The organism is Citrobacter sp. TBCS-14 (assembly GCF_005280805.1).
GTDB classification, from domain to species: domain Bacteria; phylum Pseudomonadota; class Gammaproteobacteria; order Enterobacterales; family Enterobacteriaceae; genus Citrobacter; species Citrobacter gillenii.
The window spans coordinates 1-236 of sequence record NZ_SZWM01000820.1 but is presented as its reverse complement, the minus strand read 5'-3'; the positions used below and the strand labels follow the sequence as shown (position 1 = coordinate 236).

Here is a 236-nt window from a genome sequence, read left to right as displayed (position 1 = left end):
CCGCCACGCATCCCGGTGACTTCGGAGCCAGGGATATTCATGATTCGCTCCTGGGCGTGATACATCATGGTCATTCCCGGCGGCACGCGTTGACTCACCACTGCACGCGCGGTGAGCGCGCCATTGGCATTGAAGGCTTCAATCCAGTCGTTATCCTCAATGCCCAGCTCTTTGGCATCGGTCTCGCTGATCCAGACAATGGGGCCGCCGCGAGAAAGCGTCAGCATCAGCAGGTT

General features: G+C 59.3%; 1 protein-coding gene. It reads right to left on the bottom strand.

Annotated features, from left to right (window positions below; all coding sequences use genetic code 11):
* The coding region (locus tag FDX22_RS21480) for a molybdopterin dinucleotide binding domain-containing protein (protein ID WP_186805413.1) at window positions 1–236 on the bottom strand (236 nt) is incomplete at both ends.